Source organism: Vibrio sp. 1580 (assembly GCF_033340055.1).
This window is the reverse complement of the sequence record NZ_JAWOVT010000008.1, coordinates 26,987-47,980: the sequence shown is the minus strand read 5'-3', so window position 1 is coordinate 47,980 and position 20,994 is coordinate 26,987. Positions and strand designations below refer to the sequence as shown.

The following is a 20,994-nucleotide window of genomic DNA, read 5'->3' as shown; positions in this document are numbered from 1 at the left end:
GCTTCCATTCAGAGGAAGCAGTCATGCTCAGTATTCTTAGAAGTATTACGGTATCGTCCGTCGCCTTAATTTTTTTAGCGAGTTCTTTTTGCTCAACTGCCAAACAGAGTCCTAAACCGAAGGTCATCGTTGGTGTTATTGCGCAAGACGAAGCTAAAGACTCGTTTGACGGTAGCGTTGGTCCTTCGTACGGAATTAGTCTTGAGTATTTGTCTAACATTACTAAAGCTTTGGATTATGAGTTAGAACTTCGGACTTACAAGCATATTCCGTCTTTACTTGCGGATGTCGAAAGCAAGAAGATTGATGGTGCGGTTGGATTTAGTAAAACAGCAGCAAGAGAAAAGCGTTTCTTGTTTTCGATGCCTTTCTTTTCGAGCACTATCGCTGTTTGGTATCGGAATGCCACTTACCGAGATAGTGATGCGCGTGATCTTAAATGGGTGTGTGTTGAGGGCAGTGTGTATTGTGACAACCTCACTGAACGCGGTATCGATAAGATACATTACGTTAAAACACGTTTAGAGGCGTTTAATGAAGTTAAGCGAGGTAAAGCGAACGCGCTGATTTACACTTATGTTGGTATTACCCAATATTTGGATTTGAATGACATTGTAAAAGGGGTTGTCGATATTCCCAGTTGGTTGAAAAACGAAGAGGTGAGTTTTATCGCTTCGTTGGACAAACAGAGTCTGATCGATGACATCAACAAAATCCTTCAGTGGGAGCAAAATGGAAAAAACATTCGCTCCGTCGCCTCGAAAAATCCTTACCATATCAGTGATAAGTTATTGGTAGATTACCGACGTAATCATCAAAACAAACTAGTGATAACTTACAGCAGCAGTGACGAAGCTTATCCGTTTCTCTACCGAGATTCGCAAACGGGCGAGTTAGATGGCTTCTTTCCAGATTTTGTCGACTTATTGCAGTCTCGTACTGGCTTGAGCTTTAAGTATGTGAAGCCGACGTCGAGCCTTTCTAACGGATTAACGGCATTTGATGCCGATATAGTCCCCATCTCTTATGTGGGTGAGCTACCTAAGTCAGATTGGTTGTTCACTAAACCATTCATGCACAGTAATTACGTGGCTATCCAAACGGAGCAGAGCAAGCGCGATAAATCTGCACTGAAAGAAGCGGGTATTCTGCTCACTTTGAAAAAGCAAGGGTTAGTTCATTTGGGCACTTGGCAACAAGGCCAAGTTGATCATTATGATGATTTGAAAAAGCTGCTTACCGATTTGAAATCGGGCGTTTTGGATGTGGCTTACATTCCTGACGACATCGTTCACAACATGATTGCACAAGATCAAGTCGATGGCTTGGTGATCAATGCGGAGGAGGTTTTGACGTTCTCTAATGCATTTGCGGTTGCAAACCACAATACACAACTTCAACACATGTTGAACAGCATCATCGAAACCATTGATTCTAACGAGATCGAAAAACTGCTGCGTTCTCACCGAAGCTTCAAACTGACTTATGGCTATGACGCGGAGCAGATCGCTACATTTGTTGTTGCTGGTTCATTCATATTCTGTCTCATGTTAATTGCGGCGTATTTCATCTTATCTCACATGCGACTTAAAGTGAGGTTAGCCGAATTTAATGCTGACAATGAGGAAGCGGAAAAGCAATGGCTGATGGACATCATCAAAGAGATCAATAGCTTGGTTTTTATCCATAGTGAAAATAACCATATGGAGATGAGCAATTGTGCCAACTACAACAGTAAACAGTGCCAACAATGTAAGTTGAAAAGTGATTCTGCGCACGCTCCTCTGGTGAATAATTTTGATGAACTAACCACTGTTATTGCTGGAAAGCGTATTTCAGAAGAGGTTGCCTCGTCGGGCTGTGAACTTGATATTAAACATGTATATCGAGAACGCAAAGTCATCGCTTCTCCTAGCGGTAAGAACAAGTTTGTACTGACTGTTATTCAAGATATTACCCAGCAAAAAGAACGTGAGCAGGCGTTAATCGATGCGCAAAAAGAAGCGCAAACCGCGGTACGTGCGCGCGAAAACTTTTTGGCAACCATGAGTCACGAATTAAGAACGCCATTGTCGGCAGCACACGGCATCCTCGATTTGCTAAATCGCCAAGTGACGGCAGATTCAAATCGCGAGTTAATTGCCCAAGCCATACGCTCGCTCAATCATTTGAATACGCTAGTAGACGAAGTACTGGATTATTCAAAGTTAGAGGCAGGGCACTTAACCGTCGCCCCAGTTAAGACCGACTTGCTTAAAACCTTGTGCGATGTGTTTCGAAGCTTTGAACCACGAGCGCTTGCGAAAGGTTTGGATTACAAAGTGACAATCAAACCATTTTCGAATGCTTTCATTGAAATCGACGCGCTGCGATTGGTGCAAATTACCACCAATCTGCTCTCCAATGCGGTGAAATTCACTGCCGAAGGAGAGGTTGGAATCAGTGTCATTCTTCATGAAAAGCAGCTTATTTTGAAAGTGGCGGATTCAGGTATCGGCATGACGGATGACCAACTCGAAGGCATTCTCAATCCTTTTGTTCAAGCGGATGACACTATTACGCGTAAATATGGCGGTACTGGATTGGGGCTGAGCATTGTTGACCGATTGATCGACTGCATGGGCGGCGTGCTCTACATCGATTCACAATTTGGCTTGGGCACGACGATTACTGTCAGACTGCCAATTGAGCATTGCGACTCTGAGCCAGACGTTTGTTTGAACTGGACGTATAGCGAGAGCTTACCACTTAATATTCGCCAGTGGTGTGACGCGTGGAAAATGCGTCCAGCGACGTTAAAAACAATGGTGGCGAACCTTCACCCTATACACGACAGCGATGCCAGTTTTAATGGCCTAATGCTGCGTGACGAACAAAGGGTACTTGGCAGTCTTACGCTAAGAGAGATTCAATATCCAGATACATTGTTCAATTTGCTCAGCCAAACGCAGCAAGAAACCAAGCTTAGTGACGTAAATCAAGAAGTGGTTTCTTGGGTTCTCGGCACGGTACTGGTCGCAGAAGATAATCCCATTAACCAAAGTGTGATAGCAATGCAGCTTCATGAACTTGGAATCGAACCTGTCATTGTGAATAACGGCCGCGAAGCATGGGAATACATCAACCAAGATGAAAACGTTGTGTTGCTGCTGACCGATTTTCATATGCCAGAAATGGATGGCTATGAGCTTGTTAGGCACGTGAAAAACTCCGAGTTTAAAGCAATTCCAATCATCGGTGTGACAGCAGAAGATGCTCGTCTTGCCATTGAACGTACACAGGATATCGGCATTGATGATGTGCTCTACAAGCCCTATGACCTTAATCAATTAAAAACCGTTTTGATTCCATTTATTGGCGAAAAAGAGAGGGGTAGGCTGCCCGGCTGGATTAAACGGTTCAAAGCACAGGACGCAAAAGAGATTGCGCGCGTGTTTAGTCAATCAATGTCTACAGATATAAAAAACTTAAACGCCGCATCGACTGAGCGAGACAAAAAACGGGTCATTCATGGCATCAAAGGAGCGGTTGGGGCGATAGGGGTAAGCATGCTGACTGAGCTTTGTATTGAGGCAGAACGAGTTACTGCTGCGGAGTTTGACAGGCGAACAGCGGAGCTAATTTTACGAATCGAGCAGGAGATCGAAAACATAAACTATTGGGTAGAGACAAATGAATACACAATTTAATGTGATGGTGATTGATGACCATCCGCTACAAACCACAATACTTACGCAAATATTGGATCGCTATTGCGCGCAAGTCATCCCTTTTAACTGTGTGGATGCCGCTATTCAGAGTGTGCAGGAACAATATTTTGACGTGATTTTTTGTGATATCCAAATGCCCGGAAAAGACGGCATCGATATGATGGAAATGCTCGATAAAGTCCAGTACCAGGGGCAAGTTGTACTGGTCAGTGCAATGGAATTGACCATTATTTCTGCGGTAAGAGCCATGTGCGAGGGATTTAGTTTTGAAGTATTAGGGAAGCTGCCTAAGCCATACGATGAAAATGAAGTCGTTGATTTGTTGGGTAAAATAAAAGATGAAAAAGCGAAACAAGTCAGCTTTGCGCAACCTATTGAAGTGGAAGATCAAGAATTCCTGTTTGCTCTGGCTGAAGGGCGCGTGAAAAATTATTACCAGCCTTTAGTCGATGTGCAAAGTGGGGAAGTGCTTGGGTATGAAGCGCTCGCGCGTTGGAATCATCCTATTTATGGTGTGTTACCCCCTCATTATTTTTTGCCAATTGTAGAGCGTTGCCGCCTTTCTGGAGAGTTGTTTCAAGCTGTATTGAGTAATGTTATCTATGACATGAAACACCGCGGATTGACGCAAAACGTATCCATCAATGTAGACCATGAAAATTTAGAAGATACGGCGTTCTCTCATTACTTTTTACAGCAATGTTTAGAGAGCGAGATTGACCCATCACAAATCACCATTGAAATTACAGAGCGAGATACATTTCAGACTAGCGCGTCCCTGTACAAGAATTTACTCAAGTTGAGGATGAACGGTGTCACTGTCTCAATAGATGATTTTGGCACGGGGTCATCGACGTTTGAAAAACTGGCTCAACTGCCATTCAACGAGTTAAAAATCGATCGTTCGTTTGTACAAGGTGTCGAATGCGACATCAAAAAACGCAACATCGTTGTTGCTATTTGCGCGTTAGCGAAAAGTTTGAATATACGACTGGTCGCGGAAGGTATTGAAGACGAAGTCACACTGCAAGCGATACGTGAGTATGGGATTGATCTTTGCCAAGGCTTCTACATTGATAAACCCATGCCACTAGAAGCCATAACCATACTAAATGAAAGATATGAATAAATTGAATTACTTGATCTTTGACGATCATCCTCTCGTTTGTGTTGCAATCAAGTCGTTGTTGGAAGAGTTAGGGAAAACAAATGGGGTATTTACTGCAACATCAGCGAAGATGGCATTACAAATATTGAAAAAGGAAGAAATTCAACTGTTGATCTTAGATGTGAACTTGGCAGATTGCGATGGGTTTGATTTCTACAAACGTATCAAATCCCATGGTTATGAAGGCAAAGTCATTTTCTTCTCCGCTGAAACTAGCCAAATGTACAGCCAAATGGCTTTTCGTTCTGGCGCTGATGGCTATGTGTGTAAATCGGAAAATCACGACATTCTTAAAGACGCGATAGAAGCGGTAGAGAAGGGGTATACCTTCTTCAAATTTAAGCAAGTTGTTAACAGCGTTCGAGAAATGCCACAACTTTCAAGCAGAGAAAGTGCAGTAATGAAGTATTTACTACAAGGAAAGTCCAATAGAGAAATCGCTTCAGTGCTATCAATAAGTGACAAAACAGTCAGCACATACAAACGTCGTCTATTGGATAAATTTAACGTAAAGAACATTGTTGAGCTAACAAGAGTGGCGGGGGCGTAAGACCGCATCATGACACTTAAAAGTATCGCGTTGTCTCTTTTCATCGCAACATTACTATTCGTCACTTCTGTCACAATGATTGGTGCGGTGTTAATTTCTTATGAAGTAAAGCAGTTCAACACTTACGCGAATAATTTAGCCAAAATAAAACAAAAAGTAATTCTCATGGGGCTATTGACGGAAGCGCAGCTCGAGCAATACAAAGGCATGAGCGTGAGTGAAGTAGAAGCGCAAACAGAGCTGAGCTTTCAAGATGCGATTTACTCCCTGTCACCTTATGAAAAACTCAATTACGTTGAAGCTGTTGCACGGAAATCGCTTCATCAGGCTGAAGCGTATTTATCAAATGCGTTCAATCGACAAAATGCCGTTATGTATTTTCGTTCTTATACTGGAAACAAACTCATCTTAGAGAGACCGATTGAAGCGCTAGAGGGAGTGAAAGCCACATTTGATGTTGATTGGTGTAAAAGTAACTATTCTTGTGTGTTAGCCGCGTGGAAAGAGCAACTAACGGACCGGGTATTGTTTTCCCTACCATTTAAAACGACATACTCCGATGACATGGCGATAAGCATCATGAGTCCGGTTTACTTTCAAGGTGAGTTAGTGGGAGAGTTCTCGGAACAATTATACCTCTCGCCGCTTTATAATGATGGGAAAGCGGTGGATGTTCAAATAGCGAATGGGAACAAACAAATGGTGATTTATTTCGCTGGCTACCCCTTTCCATCATTCGCGTACACCCAATCATATGTCGCAGACAACAACAATCTTATCGTTTACATGTACCCATTCAGTAAAATTGTATTGGATTACGTGTTCTTGTTTATCATCTTCTTTTTCGTAACCTTAGCGTATTACAACAAAGCTTATGAATCTAAAGAGAGCAAACTTCGCCTCGCGAAAGCACTGACGAACGTGACGAAAGATGATTTAACGGGATTGTTTAACCGCAGAGTCTTTCAAGATAGCGAATTCAAACGTCGTTTGGAAACCGCGCCATATTCCGTCATTGCAATAGATGGCGATAGGATCAAGAGAATCAATGACCATTACGGTCACCATGTAGGGGACGAAGTTATTGGGATTATTGCTGATGCTATGTCTAAAGTGTTTCGAAATAGTGATTATCTAGTTCGAACTGGTGGTGATGAGTTTGTTGCGATTCTGCCAGGTTGCAGTATCAGCCAATCTTCAATATTGGCGAAGAAGCTTCGTAGTGTCGTTAAAGATAACCGACTAAAGACCTTGGATATCGAAGTTAGTGTGAGTACTGGTATCGCGGCGAATGAATTACACGAAACCCTTCAGGACGTTATTGTACGTGCAGATGAAGATCTCTATGAGATGAAAAAACACAGACAAAAGTCCCATTAAGCAGCGCTAGTATTGACTCAATGTTAAGTTACGGAACATAACCATGACATAACTGTTTGATTAATTTGACCAAACAGAATGAGTGGTCTTTTATATTAGAGCAGTCAACAAATAGTGATTGCTCTATTTATTCTCGACCTTACATTTGGTGTCGCACGTGAACAAAGATCTCGACTTAAACTTACTTAAAATACTTGTCTTACTGGATAAGCACCGTCAGCTCAAGCCCGTTGCGAAAGCGATGGGGAAGAGCGAAGCGTCAATTAGCAAATACCTTGCCCGATTGCGACTCCAGCTAAACGATGAATTGTTTATTCGGCATCCTCACCACATGGAACCGACGGACTATTTAAAACGTCAATTACCTAAAATTTCCGATGCACTCGAGAAGCTTGAAACTTGTCTAATTAGAGATGAGTTTGAACCGGAAAATTACGAAAAAGACATCACCATTTGTTTACCGCAAACCGCTCAATACTCATTTGGGCATTTACTTGCAATGGATTTAATGGCGCTGTTTCCCAAGGCGCACATTTCGATAGCAACGATTACAGAGTATACGATAGAAGAGATAATCCTAGGCAAAGTGGATGCGCAGTTACATTACTTCAACGAGGATGTTCCGAAATCTGTTTATCAGAAGTTCATCGGCTATGCGCCTGCTGTGGTAGTTGTCCCTGAAGAGCTGGGAATTGCCACCCTGGAAGAAGCGGCCAAACTTCCCTTTATCATGTTAGAGATTATCGGTTGGAAAGAGAAAGAGCAGCTCGTTAAGCGTGCAATGGAAAGCCACGGTATGGTCATCAACCGTATTGCGGCTCTAGACAACGTAAGCAGCGTATTGAAGCTAATTAAGCAAAAAAGCGCCGCAACCGTGTTACTTGAATATCAGGCGCCAATTGATGGATATAAATTTATAAGAGTGCCAGAGCATTTTTACCCAGATGGCTGGCCAAAAGTGGTTGTACAGGTGAAGCAAAGCTTAAGACATGATGCAATGCACCAGTTGTTAATCGGTGCTATTGCAAAATACATGAGCGCTTAGCGGCAAAACTCAATGTTTTCTGACTGAGGAATAGTATGCAGAAGTTCAATCAACGTGTCCGCATGGTACTTTTTCAGAATACGCGTTTTGTAGGTGCTGATTGTTTTAGCGCTGAGTGAAAGTTGTTCAGAAATCTTCTTATTTGAGTAGCCTTGTACAAGATAATGGAACACCATGGCTTCGCGATTTGAAAGTGTTACGTTACCCGACGATGGTGTGTGAGTCGACTTAAACATTGAGTAACCGCGTGAAACACTCACGATTGCGTCAATAATGGTCTCTCTTGTTTCATGTTTGTTTAAGAAGCCATTTGCGCCCATTTCGTACGCTGCTTTAGAAAGACTCGAGTAGTCGCGTGAAGAAACAAATAACAGTCGGCCACGATATCCCGTCGCTAAAATGTTTTTGGCTAAACGCATACCATCGCGGTCGCCAAGCACTACGTCTAGAATAATCAAATCAATCTTTTGGCCTCGAACAAGATCCATCACTTCCGCACTGTCAGTGGTTTGAATCACTTCAGCTGCGTTGATTACAGATTCAACTAGAGAAGCAAGTGCTTCGCTATACAATGGTTGAGCGTCGATAATAAGAACATTATTCAAAGTTAACCTCACCTAATACATCAACTAGTGTGCTGTCAGGCGACAGCGCAATTGGATGAATAGGATTGTAGGAAAAACCTTGCTAAGATGAAGGAAAATGACTCTTTCCAAAAGTGAAAATCAGTGTCTTGATTATGGGAATAACGATGTCAGGTATTGAAATACCTAGTGATAGGATGATTGCTTAAAACTTACGCTGACAGAAAACTAACAAACTGAAAGTGTTCTTTCAGTGTTCTATGCCTTCAGATTTTCTTGCGATGCCTCTAGCGCTTCGATTTAAACTCGTGTGTTCACAAGCGCAGTTTTATACCATGCCACTTGAAGAGAGCTTGTTCTACACCAGGCATGAGCACAGTAGCCAACTTTGCACTGATATCTGTTGGATAGGTTTGGCTATTGACGCTGAACATCACTTCAAATTATTTCTAAACTTTTCATTGACTCGGTCGCTAAAAGTGGAGGTGTTAATTCGCACTTTGGCCACTCATAATGTCGTGTTCAAAAATGAGACAATTTTACATGGTTTGGTATGGAAATGTGCGTTAGCCGTCCTTTTGATGGTTTACAAATTTTGTTGTAACGACTAAAAAGGACTTTTGGATTTTTAGCCAGAGAATGGCTTCTCATGGCGTTTGCATCAAACTTTTTCTGATGCGTATTTTTGGTTGGATAATTGGCTTTATGAGTAACGTAACCAGCACCATTTTGACAGAAAGTGGTACCAATGAGCTTGAAATCATCGAGTTTCATTTAGAAAAAACATTGCCAGATGGCAGCACAAAAACTTGTTATTACGGCATTAACGTTGCGAAAGTACGAGAAGTGATTCGCGTGCCAGAAACAACCGATTATCCAAACGCACAACCTCATATGATTGGTGTGTTCTCATCCAGAGATGTACTGACGCCTTTAGTGGATTTAGCTGGTTGGTTAGGTGTGCCAACACGACAAGATCTGGAGCGCAAGTTTGTAATCGTTACGGATTTCAACAAAATGACCAATGGCTTCTTAATTGACAGCATTTCGCGTATTCATCGTATCTCTTGGAATGATGTGGAATCACCAAGTCAGTTTTTGGAAGCGGGCGAACAAGATTGTGTAGTAGCCGTTGTCCGTAAAGAAGGCAACCTGATCATGATTCTCGACTTTGAAAAAATCATCGCAGACATCAACCCAGAACTGAGTATGGAAAAATACGATGTGAAAGGGGACAAGTCGGTGGATCTCAACCAGAGAATGGTCGGTAAGCGTAATGCTAAAACGATCATGGTGGTGGATGACTCAGCATTTATTCGCTCTTTGATCCAAGATACATTAGCTTCTTCAGGCTACAATGTGATCACATGTAAAGACGGTGGTGAGGCGCATGAGAAGTTGATGAGCTTGATCGAGGTTGCGAAAGAAGAAAACTTGCCAGTTAAAGAGCTATTAGATGCGGTGGTTACGGACGTAGAAATGCCTCGAATGGATGGTATGCACTTAGTGAAGAGACTACGCGATACCGAAGCGTTTCATGAAATGCCGATCATTATGTTCTCGTCATTGATGAGTGAGGATAACCGAGCGAAAGCACTATCTCTTGGCGCAAATGATACGATTACCAAGCCAGAGATTGGCCGCATGGTGAATATGATGGATAAATACGTGTTTAACTTTGCGTAAAAAACCGATCAGATGAAACAAATAAGGCTGCCGATTGGCAGCCTTATTTTTATTGAGGGCAGGGAAGAATATCTAAGGTGTAACTCTCGTTTGGAGTCTGCGGTGGCCCATATAAAATTCCGCATTGTGTAAGGCTAGCTCTTTTTTCGTCGGCTGCAGCAATGACCATTTCGCGAGTTGTTGAACCAGCCGGGTGATGAAATGTTTTCCAATCCGAGTCTTCTTCGTTCAGTCCTTGCACGAGTAACTTCATCGATTCGCTATCAGAATCAGGATATCCATATAAAAAAACACAGCGCTTTGAACCACCAATATTACAGCCGTCAAATGGTAAATCTGCCATTAAAGCACTGTCTACGAAGTTTGAAACGTAAGGCTTGCTTTCCAATCCCGCAATCGCCATTTTCCCATAACCGACGCCTAATGCTGACGCAATAGCGCCTTTCATTCCTTCCAAACGTGCTTCACGTGCATCGCTTTGAAGGTTTAAAAAGCGTGGCGCGGCAGTGACAGCAAGAATACCGAGCACGACAATAACTACGACTAACTCTATTAGAGTAAATCCCGTTTGTTTTTTCATATTATTTTCACAGCAAGTTAAAGGTAGAAAAACACTGACCGTACACTTGTTTATTGTGTAAATAAGTACGGTAATGATAAATCGATCAGTAGTATAAAGAGGTGAGTTGTAAAGTGCTATACCGACGCCGCACTAATTGACTGAATCCATTAAATGCAATGGAGAATTCACGGGTCTAATTCTGCTAGATTTTAAGAGGTCATTAATTCCGCTGAAGAAATGCTGCGTGAACAGGCGAGCATGAATCCTCTTCGATGTAAGCAAACATGTACATCAGCGGAATGAAATACAAAATGCAAATGAGGGCGAACCGCACAAATGGATTGTCTTTTTATTCACTTTGATGAATGCTACGCGGAATTCATATCGCAGTATGCCTGAGGTATTCATCATGCGAATGTGCTTTGGTTTTGTGTTTATTTTTCAAATATAAGAATAATCTAAATGGAATTCGATTCGATAAACTTCCTTGCAATAGGTTTGATATTTCTTGGCTCTTATGTCCAGACCGCAATCGGTTTTGGCTTGGCTATTGTTGCCGCACCTTTACTGATTCTTTGGGCGCCAGAATATGTTCCTGCGCCAATCTGTTTAGTCGCGTTATTTATTTCGTTGATGAATGCGATGAAGCACCGCAGTAGTGTTGAAATCGGCGGCTTAAAGATGGCGTTGATTGGGCGAGTGCCGGGATCAATTGCTGGTGGCTTGCTACTCTTTTTTGTATCTACACAAACTCTCACGCTTTGGATTGGTTTGTTGGTGCTGTTTGCAGTCTTGGTGAGTGTTTTACCGTTTCGGGTTGAGCCTACGCCTTCGCGTATGACATGTGCTGGTTTCTTTTCTGGGTTGTTTGGTACCAGTTCTGCGATTGGAGGCCCTCCGATGGCGTTATTGTTGCAGCATCAAGAAGCAAATCAGTTACGCGGCAACTTATCGGCTTTTTTTGTTTTCAGTTCGATTATTTCACTAATAGTACAAATCCCAGTGGGCTTCTTCACATTGCATCATTTGGTCATTACTATTCCTCTATTACCTGCTGCGGCGCTTGGTTACTGGCTAGCAATGAAAACTACCCAGTCGTTACCAAAAGAAAAGATTCGGTTTGGGGCACTTGTGTTGTGTTTTGTGAGTGGCTTTACCGCCGTCGTACAAGCGTTGAGCCAATAATGCCATCTGCATCATAAAGTCACTGCGGGATTGCATTCCTTTTTATGTATGGCGGACTTGTTTACTTACGCCAAATTTGGTCGTTTAGATGGGCGATAGTTTTATGAATAACACTCGTTATGGCACTTTTATGGCAGCATTCTCCTTTGTGATCTGGGGATTGCTACCAATTTATTATCGTTATTTACCAAATGCTTCTATGGATGAGTTGCTAGCATGGCGAATCATTGGGTCTGTACCTGTCGGGTTTCTAATTGTACTTGGGATAACCCGTCGAGGGTTGAATTGGAAAGAAATCTGGCTTGATAAAAAATCCTTGTGGTACACGTTTGTGGCGAGCAGTTTGATGTGTATTTCTTGGAGTGCGTTCACTTGGGCTTTGACCCATCATCGGGTCATTGATGCCAGCTTAGGCTTCTTTATTGGGCCATTAGTATCTGTTGCACTAGGCGTATTTATTCTTGGGGATAAGCTCTCAAAAGGCAAACTTATTGCAATCGTGCTGGCAACAATTGGTGTTATGTATCAAGTGATTCACTATGGTCAGCTGCCCGTTATCGCACTAACGATGGGGTTGTTCTTTGCTTTGTATGGGCTTTACAAGAAGAAGATAAATTATGACTGGAGTACAACCTTGTTTGTTGAGGCGTTGTTACTGACTCCAGTTGCACTCGCATATTTGCTCTATAAACAATGGGCAACTGGTGAACTGGCTTCGGGCACAGATACCAAAACATTGCTTTTGTATTTTGGCAGTGCACCTATCACACTTTTACCACTTGTATTTTATTCTATCGCAATACGTATAACTAATTTATCAACCGTCGGTCTAATGCAATACATCGAGCCAAGCTTGCAGTTTGTGTTGGCAGTTATGTTTTTTGGCGAGTTGTTTGACGAAGTGAAAGCGGTGACCTTTGCATTTATTTGGGTAGGGCTGTTGTTCACCATTTTTGAAAGTATTATCAAAGGGCATCGGCGCAAAAAGCTGGTCAAACACCCCTTATAGTGGTTTCAATATTCTCACATATTAGCTTCTTTATTCTTATGCCCTCCATTCGAGGGCATTTTTAATGTCATGAAGCATTGGCTTTCGTTTTTTGCCTGAATAGAAATCATAACTTGAGATTATTTTACGCATTATCATAATGATACCGCTATAGTTATAGCCAAGTGACACGCTTATATAAGTGAAAACCAGATCAAGAAGGACGACATATGATCACTGCTCTGTATGCCAACATTCTCGCAATACTCATTATTTGGTTGGCTGTTCAAGTAATTAAGCAACGTCGCTTAAATCAAATTGCTTATGCCGATGGTGGGGTAGAGGCTCTACAAATTGCTCGTAGTGCCCAGAGTAATGCGACAGAATATATCCCCATCACCCTGATTTTAATGGCACTTTTAGAATTCAATAGTGCTTACCCAACATGGATACATCTCATCGGTGTTATTTTTGTAATTGGTCGAGTTATTCATGCTAAAGGCATATTGAAAAAAGACTTGAAAAAGCGCATTAGAGGGATGCAGGTGACATTTCTGGTGATACTTTCATTGGTTGTGTTAAATATGATTTACCTGCCATACGATAAGTTATGGTAAGTCTGCGACGTTATATTCCATCGCCTTGGGTACTCGTTCTGATTGGATTAGTACTGAATATTGGCGCGATCATCGTTACTAGCTTAGTCCTTGATAAGTTGGGTAAACAGCACTCGCAGCTCGCAGAGCAAACAGCAGAAAACTTGTATTCCATCCAACTCGCATGGAACAGTGTGGAAACCCTAGAAAGAAAAAGAGAAGCTTTACTGCTGCATGTGCACATAAGTCAGAGCGTAGCGATACCTTTAGAGCTAGAAGAGGTATTAGCAGGGCATTTATCTTCCTGGGTTCTCAACGAGTCGGATGAAATAAAAATTGATCAACTTCCTCAACTGATGTCAAAGATAAATCAGGCACAAGCTTCGTATAGAGACCGCATCGATAATTACTACATTGAGAATGTAGAGCTCAATGAGGTAATGGCAAAGCAGGATGAAAAGATCGCTTGGTACAAGAATATCGGACTCTTCTTACAAGTATTCGGACTTGCGTTAATCCTTGCACGCGACTTAGCTAGGAAGCAATAAAAGCAAGAGCTAAAGATCAGGTTTATTGCGAAATGCCAATGGTAGTTTGCAAATTGCAATTTATTCTGTGAGCAAACAGTAGCTATTGGTTAAGTTTTAATGAAAGTGATTAAATAACAACCTGTTTTTGTGCACTGAAAAGTTGGCACGTCTCATGCTTTAGTATGAGTGACCCTTTCTAAGCCGAGGGTCACCTAGCCAACTGACGTTGTTAGTGAACCATCTTGTTCACAAATATATACAGCCAATCACGACTCCTTGTGGTTGGCTTTTTTTTTATGCAGTCTAGAACTGTGCTTTAATCCAGATCATGCGATGGTCGGAAGATACATCCTTACCATCACCATACTTACCGATACGTGCATCGTTAAATAGTTTACGGCCTTCTTCATAAGACGCTGACCAGTACACACCAGAGTCTATTACATTCAAATTTGCTGAAGGCAAGGCATAGTCTACCCCTAAGCCAAACGTTGAAGTGATGCGATTCGGATATGGGTGAGTTGAACTGCGGTCAACAGCGTGTTCAGCTGCACCAAAGCTTGTTGGGTAAAGCTCACCATTCATCACGGTTTGGTTAACTAATGGATCGTTATGCAGCTTCTGCATTACAGAGCTAATGCCGTCACCAGCCACTGGATCAAGGTTTTGATCACCCATCATTACGAATTTAGCGCCGTTCGTTAAGCCACCTGTTTTACCCGCATCGTCGTAAAAATAGTCTTTGCCTTGAATGTAATGATGCCAAAACTCCACTTCTGCTGCGTTTTGCGCTTTGTTTTTACCGGTGTCGAATACTGGTGGAGTAGGATGAGACATCAACAAGTGTACAACTTCCTCGCCATTGCGAGTTGGAATGATGATTGGCGCGTCGACGTGATTTTTCGAAGATAGACGCACTTGATCCCACTCTTCCGCTGAGTACCATTCATCACCACACTTCATGCCGTCTGGAATCTTTTGCGAACCGTCACAGATAGTAATGGTTGGAATTGTCGCACCTTCCATATCTTTCCATTTAAATGCTTGGAATGTACGTGTGTTTGCTGTGTCAATTTTATACTTAGACATAAGGGCAAATGCATATTGACCATGGTACATGCCAAAGCCCCATGCATCACCTGGCATTTGACCTGCGGTTCCGTTGTTGTCGAGATCAAACTCACTCAACAACCCTGTATTAGTTGAATAAGATTCAGCATAAGGGTATTCAATAGGCTCAAGGTTTGCTTCACCGCCCGCGCCATCGATACTTTGCGCGACAGACAAGTAGTTCTTCTGGAATCCTTCAATGGCTGCTTTGTTTTCGCCTGTTCCGTCGTTGTTGTATTCCGCCATCATAAGAACATCAGGACGATTCTTTTGAATGATTGCTGCAACGTTACGAATTTGAATGACTTTTTCCGCAGTGGTTTTGTCTTCGGCTGCGATTGAACCGTCTAAATAAGAGGTGACCAACGCAGCTTGCTGCGTTGGTTCAATTTGCATTTCATCTACCAAAGTTTCGAAGGTAGCGCGGTCAAAAGAGAGGTTGTAAGTCGCTATTTTTACTTCTTTAGGCTGAACATTGACGTATTCAGTATCGTCATTACATCCAGATAGTAGAGCGGCGCCAACAAGGACAGCGATAGAGGTTTTGATTGCTTTCATGGGTACGTCATACCTTATAATTAATTCGGCTGAATATTAAAGTCATCAGTCATTGTTTTAAGCGATATTAGTCACACAAACGTTTTCATATTTACATGTTCAATTAGTTTTTGTGTGATTTGTGCAATAAATGCAACACTTTCAACACCAGAAGGTTATATGTAAATTGTTAAAAAACGGTGTCGTTATTGATGCGAAATAGAGAGTCCGCCACCGTTAAAAAGAAAAGCGTAGAATTTAAGCGTGCATGAGATGTTTGAGTTGTATGCTTATCGCCGTGTTTTATTTTTTATGTTTAGATTTCCGTATATAATAAGCAGTCAATCAGAAGTGAGGACGACCTCACCGCTCTATCTTTTCTCGGGGACGACCCCATCTCGTTGGGAAATGTGACATGGCTTGGGGAATTCTCTTCATTGCGGGCTTGTGTGAAATCGCATGGGCTGTCGGTCTTAAATATTCACAAGGGTTTACCAAATTCGGTGCTTCGGCATTCACTATTGTCTTTATGTTATTGAGCTTTTGGTTGCTTGGCATTGCGTTAAGAACCTTGCCTTTAGGCATTGCTTATGGAGTATGGGTAGGGATTGGCGCAATAGGCACGGCAGTCGTGAGTATTTATCTGTTCAATGAGCCAGCAACACTTATCAAAGCCTTAAGCTTGCTAATGATTGTCGCTGGTATCGCAGGGTTAAAAATATCAGCTTAACGTTAGGCTAAACACAAAACAGCCAGAGTCACTCTGGCTGTTTTTCTAAATGTCGTGTTTACGGTTCTGGCGAGGTATATCAAGCGTTGCGCTTAATAAAAGGTAACCGTAAGTGATGACCAAACGCATTAATTAATGCGCCTGTAACAATCAGACCGCCACCGACGTACGTCCAAATGATCGGAACCTCGCCAAAGAAAATGATGCCTAACAACACAGAAAATACGATCTGGATATACGAATAAGCGGAGGCTTTACCCGCTTGTTGAGTTTGCATCGCTTTGGTTAACCCCAATTGCCCAATTTGGGTAAAGACACCAACTAGAACCAACATGAAAGTCAGATATAGATCGGGCATTACAAAATCGTCGCCAATCAGTAAGAGTGAAGCGGGGAGAGCAACCAACGGGAAATAGAAAATGATCACTGAGCTGTCTTCTGTCTGACTCAGTTTTCTGACAATGACGTAGGCAATTGAGCTACCAAATGCGCCTAAGATCGCAATCATGACGCTAAACATTGGTAAAGCGCTATCTGAGCCTTGCCCAGTTTCTGGGCTTACCATGATATAGATGCCGAGTAAGCACAACGCAATACAAAGGAAAGTTGACGGCTGGATGCGCTCTTTCAAGAAAAATACGGCGAGTAGTGCAGTAAATACCGGATGAATATACTGGAATATCGTCGCTTCTGCCAAAGGTAAGGTGGTCACTGAATAATATACACACATCAGAGCCATCGTGCCCACAGCACCGCGTGCAAATAGTAATGGCTTATTATTGCCCCATACAGAAATTCGTTTTCGCTTTACATCGAAATAACTAATGATAAGTGAAACGAGCGCTCTTGCTGCAACGATTTCAAAAACGGGGATACCGTAGTTGCCGACGTGCTTTACTGTAGCCGACATCAGAGCAAAGCCGAACGCGGAAAGCACCATAAAGCGCACACCGATGGGAATCATAGTGTTGAATGAATTGGACATTTTACTGCTCATTTGTTGCGACAGATCTCACTTTAGCATACTTAGTTAGCGATTAAATCCTCTCAACTCAAACACTTCTGTCGGCAAGATGAATAAACAGTAGAATACGTAGCAATTAATCTGCCTCTCTTCAGCGTAACAATAAAAACTCGATATTTAAGGAGCTTACATGATCCCGATAAAAGCAACGCATGTTTCAGGCGTTGTCATTTCAAAAATTGATGGCATAGAAAAAATGCTGTTACTCAAACGCGTAAAAGGTGGCTATTGGTGCCATGTTGCAGGTGGTATCGAAGCGGGTGAAGCCGGGTGGCAAACCATTTTAAGAGAGTTAAAAGAAGAGACACTAATTGACCAAGTTGAGTTACATACAGCAGACTTTCTAGAGCAGTTCTACGAAGCAAAAAATAACCGTATCATGGTTATCCCATGTTTTGTGCTATTTTGTCCGCCTAACCAATCAGTTGTTCTTAACGAAGAGCATACAGAGTATCGCTGGTGTACGATTGAAGAAGCTAAGCAGCTGGCTCCGTTTGCCAATCAGCATCACCTCTATGAACATGTATGGAAGCATTATGTAGATGTGGCATCACTAACGCCATTTACGCTGATCGATCAAAAGGGCTAAATGAACGGCAACGGCTTTGATTAGTTTTTATAGAGAGGTTTGTTCTCATAAAATGAAGCGTTAGGATTTGCGCTGAGCGTTCACAATAAAAAGGAATAACATCTATGGATGAAGTCACATGCCAAGAGACGTATCAAGGAAATCACTTACAGAAGCGTTTTTCCGTCTCGCAAAGGATCTCAATTGAGCCCCTTAATACGAAACACGCGTCCGCTTTACTAGAGGTTGTGAACACTCACCGAGAGAGCCTTGAGGGCTATCTACCTTGGACGGATTCTGTCACGAATCATCGAGAGGCCGTGAACTACATTTCCCAGCGAGTGAACAGTAACGCGCTGGATTCCCACTGGTGTGCAATTTATTTTGATGAGCAGCTTACGGGTGTTATTGGCATTAAAGGTGTGGATTCACATACACGTGTTACTGAAATTGGCTACTGGCTTGCTAACAATGGGCGAGGCCATCGTGTGATTGATCAAGTACTCGCAGTATTGATCCCTTTCTTGAAGAAGAAAGGGCACGCACAATTCATTCAGTTCCATTGTATGGAAGATAACATCGCTAGCATCAATATTGCTGAGCGTGCAGGCGCCACATTAAAAGAATACGTTGATCATGAGTTCGATATGCTTGACCGCTCTCAACGACTAGGCATTTATGAACTACGTTTGACGTAGTATCCACCCTAGAGATATTTTAATCAGAGTTCGAACTCTAACTTCACGAGCGCTACAATAGTAACATTGTTGCGCTCGTGTTAACTTGGGGCGTCATTGGTAGAAACTAGGCTAGGAGAAGCATCATGAACGCAATCACAGAGGTTGAAGTAGATAACTTGTTACAGCAAAGCCTCGAACGCTTAAAAGCGGCATATGCAGCCGAGCCTTATCCTAGTTTAGATGAACGTAAACAGCGCCTCGTTTTGTTAAAAAAATCGCTGCTTGAGAACAAACAAGCTCTGGTTGAAGCGTTAAGTGACGATTTTGGCTATCGCTCAGAATTTGATACCGCTATGACCGACGTTTTGCCAACGGTCTCGCATATTAATTATACCCTCAAACGACTAAAAAAATGGTGCAAACCCAGCAAGCGCGAATCCGGCTTATTGCTCGCACCTTCTAAAGTCACCGTTCAGTATCAACCGTTAGGTGTCGTCGGGATCATTTCACCGTGGAACTTTCCTGTGATTTTGAGCCTTGCGCCTTTAGTGACAGCATTGGCTGCTGGCAACCGCGTGATGATGAAGCTCAGCGAATTTACGCCAAAAACCAATAAAGTCATCGTCGATATTTGCCGTGGGTTGTCTGAGTATGTCGAAGTTTTTGAGGGTGAAGCAGACGTCGCACAAGCATTCAGCCAACTGCCATTCGCTCACCTTTTGTTCACGGGTTCTACGAGTGTTGGTCGCGCAGTGGCAAAAGCGGCAGCGGAAAACCTTACCCCGGTGACGTTAGAGTTGGGTGGAAAGTCCCCGGTGATCATTGCAAAAGATGCAGACATGAAGAAAGCCGTTGATGCTATCTTGTTTGGTAAATGCATTAATGCAGGCCAGATTTGTGTCGCGCCTGACTACGCATTTGTACCGCAAGAACGTGTCGAAGAGTTCATTTCGCTATTCTTAAAACGTTTTGAAAAGCTCTATTTAAAATCCAACAAGAATCAAAAGCTGACCCATATTGTCAACCAACGACAATATGATCGTTTGACTGCGCTACTTGAGGATGCAAAAGCGCAAGGTGCTAACCTTCACACTGTTGAGGCGTCGCCCCAAGAGGAACGACTTCTGTATCCTCATTTGGTCACGGATGTGTCGCCGAATATGCGAATCATGCAAGAGGAGATCTTCGGGCCATTTCTACCTGTTAAGCCCTACAATGCCGTTGATGAAGCGATTGACTACATTAATCAGCACCAAAGACCACTTGCGCTGTATGTTATGTCGGACGACAAATCGACTATCAAACATATTGTACGCAACACCCACAGTGGTGGCGTCGGCGTTAATGATACGGTTTTACATGTTGGCGCTGAAGATGCGCCTTTTGGTGGCGTTGGTGAATCGGGTATTGGGCATTATCACGGAGAGGAAGGATTCAGAACTTTTAGTCATGCGAAAACCATTCTTCACACACCGAAATGGTTGCCAAGAACGAGCGTATTAATGCGCCGTAGGGCTATGGCGATAAAAGCGATCCAAAAGATCTTTGTTCGATAATAATTATGATTTGATTGATAAAAAACCGCCCGAATAGGCGGTTTTTTGTTTCTATATGCTCTGAAACGCTGGGCACCAAAGTCCGAGAAACTTCCATCGCGTGCTACCAACAAAACAAAGAAAGGCTCTTGTTGATAGAGCCTTGTTCAGGAAGTGTCGAGAGATCTTGGCAAGTTTAATGCAGAACTTCACTGCTGAATCTTAGATATCTACAGTCGTTCATCAGTTCTTTAAACGCCTTTCGGTCCAGCTTAATCAGAGTTTCATGATCGCCAGCTTCAAGGTAGACATGTTCCAAGTTTGCTAGTCTTTCATCGCAAACTGTCGACATGTGGTAAGGGCTACCAATCGGTGGAATAGCGCCGTGTTCACAATCGGTGAAGAGTCGGTAAACCATACGCTCTTTCACCAAGTGGAAGGTGGCATTAAATTCGTCGTTTAATCTCGACAAACTGATTTTGTTGTTGGCAGGTAAGACCGCCATCATATGACGCCCTTCATGATCCTCTAGAATCACACCTTTTGCGATATTCATTAAAGGCACACCTGCTGCAACACCACTTTGTAGCGAGCTATGACTGTGGCTGTGATTCACGGTTTGAAAGTGAATGTTATGCTCAGTCAAATATTCATCTAATCGGGTTGCAATCGTCATATAGCCTCCACGTGTATGAGACCCATAAAAAGTATAGGTTAGTCGGGCGACAATCGCGCATTTTACTCGGCGACACTGACGCTCTTTACGCTCCTGTTCTACGCTTATTGCAAGCCAGCGAGAAAGCATGGTTAACAATAATAAATAGGG

General features: G+C 42.7%; 19 protein-coding genes. 14 read left to right on the top strand and 5 right to left on the bottom strand.

Going from position 1 to position 20,994, the window contains the following annotated elements; genetic code table 11:
- Positions 1-23: 23 nt before the first annotated feature.
- The 5 genes from R7093_RS14265 to R7093_RS14245 all read left to right on the top strand — a co-directional run bounded on the left by R7093_RS14265 (position 24) and on the right by R7093_RS14245 (position 7,853).
- On the top strand, positions 24-3,689 hold the full coding sequence (locus R7093_RS14265; protein ID WP_213907691.1) for an ATP-binding protein: 3,666 nt from the start codon (positions 24-26) through the stop codon (positions 3,687-3,689).
- Positions 3,673-4,839, top strand: coding sequence for an EAL domain-containing protein (locus tag R7093_RS14260; protein WP_064354730.1), 1,167 nt, complete (start codon positions 3,673-3,675; stop codon positions 4,837-4,839). Before R7093_RS14265 ends, R7093_RS14260 begins: the two co-directional genes overlap by 17 nt.
- Positions 4,832-5,428: a response regulator transcription factor gene (locus tag R7093_RS14255; protein ID WP_017635347.1), complete on the top strand. Its 597-nt coding sequence runs from the start codon at positions 4,832-4,834 to the stop codon at positions 5,426-5,428. Before R7093_RS14260 ends, R7093_RS14255 begins: the two co-directional genes overlap by 8 nt.
- Before the next feature lie 9 nt (positions 5,429-5,437).
- Complete coding sequence (locus tag R7093_RS14250) at positions 5,438-6,808, top strand: GGDEF domain-containing protein (RefSeq protein WP_005376517.1); 1,371 nt, start codon at positions 5,438-5,440, stop codon at positions 6,806-6,808.
- 157 nt (positions 6,809-6,965) lie between these two features.
- Positions 6,966-7,853 carry a LysR family transcriptional regulator gene (locus R7093_RS14245; protein WP_005376516.1) on the top strand — a complete coding sequence of 296 codons (888 nt, stop codon included), beginning with the start codon at positions 6,966-6,968 and terminating at the stop codon, positions 7,851-7,853.
- Here the strand turns inward: R7093_RS14245 and R7093_RS14240 are convergent.
- On the bottom strand, positions 7,850-8,458 hold the full coding sequence (locus R7093_RS14240) for a response regulator transcription factor (RefSeq protein WP_318146706.1): 609 nt from the start codon (positions 8,456-8,458) through the stop codon (positions 7,850-7,852). The genes R7093_RS14245 and R7093_RS14240 overlap by 4 nt on opposite strands.
- 684 nt (positions 8,459-9,142) lie before the next feature.
- Between R7093_RS14240 and R7093_RS14235 the strand changes: the two genes are divergently transcribed.
- Positions 9,143-10,123, top strand: coding sequence for a chemotaxis protein (locus tag R7093_RS14235; RefSeq protein WP_025998672.1), 981 nt, complete (start codon positions 9,143-9,145; stop codon positions 10,121-10,123).
- A 49-nt stretch (positions 10,124-10,172) separates the two neighbouring features.
- Here R7093_RS14235 and R7093_RS14230 read toward each other — a convergent pair whose 3' ends face one another.
- Positions 10,173-10,703: a prepilin-type N-terminal cleavage/methylation domain-containing protein gene (locus R7093_RS14230; protein ID WP_005376513.1), complete on the bottom strand. Its 531-nt coding sequence runs from the start codon at positions 10,701-10,703 to the stop codon at positions 10,173-10,175.
- A 444-nt stretch (positions 10,704-11,147) separates the two neighbouring features.
- Between R7093_RS14230 and R7093_RS14225 the strand changes: the two genes are divergently transcribed.
- The 4 genes from R7093_RS14225 to R7093_RS14210 all read left to right on the top strand — a co-directional run bounded on the left by R7093_RS14225 (position 11,148) and on the right by R7093_RS14210 (position 14,002).
- A complete protein-coding gene (locus R7093_RS14225) occupies positions 11,148-11,870 on the top strand; it encodes a sulfite exporter TauE/SafE family protein (protein ID WP_047101431.1) in 723 nt (240 codons plus the stop codon).
- Positions 11,871-11,973: 103 nt separating this feature from the next.
- Positions 11,974-12,879, top strand: a complete 906-nt coding sequence (gene rarD, locus R7093_RS14220) for an EamA family transporter RarD (protein WP_025767839.1) — start codon at positions 11,974-11,976, stop codon at positions 12,877-12,879.
- A gap of 209 nt (positions 12,880-13,088) precedes the next feature.
- The gene (locus tag R7093_RS14215) at positions 13,089-13,475 is read left to right on the top strand and encodes an MAPEG family protein (protein WP_047101434.1); all 387 of its coding nucleotides are present in this window, start codon (positions 13,089-13,091) and stop codon (positions 13,473-13,475) included.
- Positions 13,469-14,002, top strand: coding sequence for a hypothetical protein (locus tag R7093_RS14210; protein WP_047101435.1), 534 nt, complete (start codon positions 13,469-13,471; stop codon positions 14,000-14,002). Before R7093_RS14215 ends, R7093_RS14210 begins: the two co-directional genes overlap by 7 nt.
- Before the next feature lie 285 nt (positions 14,003-14,287).
- Here the strand turns inward: R7093_RS14210 and R7093_RS14205 are convergent, their stop codons facing one another.
- The gene (locus R7093_RS14205; RefSeq protein ID WP_017635340.1) at positions 14,288-15,652 is read right to left on the bottom strand and encodes an endonuclease/exonuclease/phosphatase family protein; all 1,365 of its coding nucleotides are present in this window, start codon (positions 15,650-15,652) and stop codon (positions 14,288-14,290) included.
- Positions 15,653-16,046: 394 nt separating this feature from the next.
- Here R7093_RS14205 and R7093_RS14200 point away from each other — a divergent pair, with 394 nt between their 5' ends.
- On the top strand, positions 16,047-16,361 hold the full coding sequence (locus tag R7093_RS14200; protein ID WP_005376506.1) for a DMT family transporter: 315 nt from the start codon (positions 16,047-16,049) through the stop codon (positions 16,359-16,361).
- A gap of 79 nt (positions 16,362-16,440) precedes the next feature.
- Here R7093_RS14200 and R7093_RS14195 read toward each other — a convergent pair whose 3' ends face one another.
- Positions 16,441-17,346: a DMT family transporter gene (locus tag R7093_RS14195; RefSeq protein ID WP_005376505.1), complete on the bottom strand. Its 906-nt coding sequence runs from the start codon at positions 17,344-17,346 to the stop codon at positions 16,441-16,443.
- A 169-nt stretch (positions 17,347-17,515) separates the two neighbouring features.
- Between R7093_RS14195 and R7093_RS14190 the strand changes: the two genes are divergently transcribed.
- The 3 genes from R7093_RS14190 (at position 17,516) to R7093_RS14180 (ending at position 20,189) form a co-directional block, all read left to right on the top strand.
- Positions 17,516-17,974 (top strand): NUDIX hydrolase, encoded by a 459-nt coding sequence (locus R7093_RS14190; RefSeq protein WP_017635339.1) that lies wholly within the window; start codon positions 17,516-17,518, stop codon positions 17,972-17,974.
- Positions 17,975-18,078: 104 nt separating this feature from the next.
- Positions 18,079-18,651 (top strand): GNAT family N-acetyltransferase, encoded by a 573-nt coding sequence (locus R7093_RS14185; protein ID WP_017635338.1) that lies wholly within the window; start codon positions 18,079-18,081, stop codon positions 18,649-18,651.
- Positions 18,652-18,776: 125 nt separating this feature from the next.
- Positions 18,777-20,189 carry a coniferyl aldehyde dehydrogenase gene (locus R7093_RS14180; RefSeq protein ID WP_017635337.1) on the top strand — a complete coding sequence of 471 codons (1,413 nt, stop codon included), beginning with the start codon at positions 18,777-18,779 and terminating at the stop codon, positions 20,187-20,189.
- A 175-nt stretch (positions 20,190-20,364) separates the two neighbouring features.
- Here the strand turns inward: R7093_RS14180 and R7093_RS14175 are convergent, their stop codons facing one another.
- Complete coding sequence (locus tag R7093_RS14175) at positions 20,365-20,844, bottom strand: aminoacyl-tRNA deacylase (protein ID WP_005376501.1); 480 nt, start codon at positions 20,842-20,844, stop codon at positions 20,365-20,367.
- Positions 20,845-20,994 lie beyond the last annotated feature (150 nt).